This is a genomic window from Acinetobacter sp. DSM 11652, assembly GCF_900109815.1.
Classification (GTDB): Bacteria; Pseudomonadota; Gammaproteobacteria; order Pseudomonadales; family Moraxellaceae; genus Acinetobacter.
Window position 1 is genome coordinate 1 of record NZ_FOBK01000029.1, and the last position, 2226, is coordinate 2226.

Consider the following 2226-nt stretch of genomic DNA (forward strand, 5'->3'; position numbering starts at 1 on the left):
TTTTTTTTTTGATAAATTATTTCTTAAGAAATAATTTTCAGAGAAAAGAAATGGAACTAGAAGTAATTTGGGGAATAGTAAAAATTCCTAGCGTTATCTTGGAGATTTTAGGTTGGACTGGAGGGATACTAGCTATCCTTAGCGTTTTAGTCCAAATCGATAAAAATCTGAAAGCCTTAACAGAAAATAAAGTTTCACTTATGAAAATAGGCAAGGGAACAATAACGACCATATTTAATAGTGTGAATCATCGAAATGGAAGTCGTCCTTTACCTGTTGGTCCTAGAATAAGAAAAAGTTTTTCTTATCTATTATGTATAGCTTGGGGCTATGGATGCATTTTATTCTCTGCTTTGTTTATAAGCTCAATTCTAATGTTCGTTCTGCGAAACAATAGTCTTCCAATTATGCAAGCCCTGACTGCTTTAGGAATAATTTTAGTTTTTGGATGGTGTGCAAAATTTGCTTTCATTGAAACTCAAGTAGCATTTAATGAAGCAAAATCCATATAACTAAAAGGAAAACAGCCTAAGTAAATTTTTTTGCATAGGCTGTTTTATTAATATTACCCATAGGGCTTGAAAAAACGGCTCCAAAAGCCCCTTTTTTCTGGTTCTGGCTCAATATGTTCAGGGACTGGAATACGCTTATTCTCGATAACCTCTGACTCCTTAGGAGGCATAGCTATGACGTCCTCTTTTTCTTCTACTGTGGATTCTGCCTGTGTTGATCCAGGATCATCAGATTGTGTTGTATTGGTTTTTGGAGCTTCCAATAGGCGTTGCATAGTTTCAATTTGATTTTGATAGAAGCTTTCTCTATTTTTTGCATCATCTAGCTGATTTTTTAGTAGGTCTATCTGCTGTCTAAGGAGTAAAACTTCTGCCGAAGTTGGACTGTCTACTTTTACACTCTGTTTTTGTACTGGCTCACCAAATACCCGGATCGCTTCTGCAAGATCAATCTTATTGTCAGAATTTTTACTTAAAATACCTTTCTTTATATTGTTGTAAATGGTTTGTCGATTAATATTGTAAAGCTTAGAAAGCTCAAGAACTGTAAGGCTTTTCATGTGTAAATCTCTGCCTAATCTTGTAAAAAATTAGTGTCTATTAGACTGTCTAATAGACAAATCAGCAAGTCTATCTTCTATGCAGCTTTGAAGCCTACTTTTTGGAGATAAGGATAGAGTTCTTTAAACTTTTCTGGGTTTTGAAGCATTTCTGCAATGCGTACAGCGAATTGCGGATAGCTTTCTGTACCATGAGAATACTTTCCCATTTCAGGAAGTTCTGACAGTTTGTGGGAAAACAGATGGCGTTGAGCATCTGTCATTTTTGAGAAAATATCTATAGTGTCTGGGTCACGCTTATTTTTTATTGGCAGATTACTCATTTTTTTCTGTTTGAAAGTGAATGAAAAACCTGAAATAGAACGCCCTTTTTTATGTTGCTCATATTTAGCTGTTATATCGGTTAACTCATTTACCTGCTTAAGAGCAAAATCTAAAACATATGTTTTAAAGTTACTCATTGTTTTGTATTGATGAGGTTTGACACCAAGTTGTTGTCTAAAGATAGATAGATCAAAAAGTGGCGTTTTTCCGGCAGATCTCCATTGAATTAATAGCTCGTATAGCCGAATAGCATATGAGCTACTTAACCTAGAAACCTGCTGCAATTCATATTTAGTGAAATTTTCTTCAAGTCGAGTTATGAGTGGAACGATATCTTGGGTGAATCGTAGGAAAATAATTCCTGATTGAGATTCATACCCAATTTTGTCGACCCAACGACAATGAAAGCTACGATCCTTACCTGTCTTAGGATTAATGTCATGGTATGTGACATAGCGATCAAATAAGCTTTTAGATGCCTCTCTGAGTACGGTATAAGCGGTATGTTTCTCGACATTAAAAGTATTTATATAACTACTTGCATGTACTTCTAAAAGACTATTTTCAGTTATCCCATGTCCAGTTTCTCGAGCTTCAGCAATGGCTAATAGGATCAGTCTTTGTTCAACTGTATCTAAGGTATAACTTGCTTGAATTAGAGCATTATCCTTTACGATTAATTCACTCATTTCTAATAATAAATTTATAATTAAACTAGGTTGTACAATAGACTATTTCAATTGAGTTGTAAATTAACTTAATTATGGGTCGATAAACCTAGCTTTAAGGTCGATAAACCTAGTTTTATGGGTCGATAAACCTAGTTTTAT

At 34.4% G+C, this 2226-nt stretch carries 3 protein-coding genes; 1 reads left to right on the forward strand and 2 read right to left on the reverse strand.

The features are described from left to right. Window positions 1-512, forward strand: a 512-nt coding sequence (locus tag BMW42_RS14525) for a hypothetical protein (RefSeq protein ID WP_213032624.1), incomplete at its 5' end; no start/stop codon positions are given. A gap of 53 nt (window positions 513-565) precedes the next feature. On the opposite strand, the gene BMW42_RS14530 is transcribed toward BMW42_RS14525, so the two are convergent. Both BMW42_RS14530 and repM read right to left on the reverse strand, forming a co-directional pair. Next, window positions 566-1072, reverse strand: coding sequence for a plasmid replication DNA-binding protein (locus BMW42_RS14530; RefSeq protein ID WP_092768976.1), 507 nt, complete (start codon window positions 1070-1072; stop codon window positions 566-568). A gap of 77 nt (window positions 1073-1149) precedes the next feature. After that, entirely contained in the window at window positions 1150-2085 is a 936-nt protein-coding gene (repM, locus tag BMW42_RS14535; RefSeq protein ID WP_001292329.1) for a replication initiation protein RepM, read from the reverse strand. Window positions 2086-2226: the final 141 nt, after the last annotated feature.

Bases quoted from the DNA above. Each gene is read 5' to 3' on its own strand.
- BMW42_RS14530 (WP_092768976.1), bottom strand. From the start codon at position 1,072: ATGAAAAGCCTTACAGTTCTTGAGCTTTCTAAGCTTTACAATATTAAT.
- repM (WP_001292329.1), bottom strand. From the start codon at position 2,085: ATGAGTGAATTAATCGTAAAGGATAATGCTCTAATTCAAGCAAGTTAT.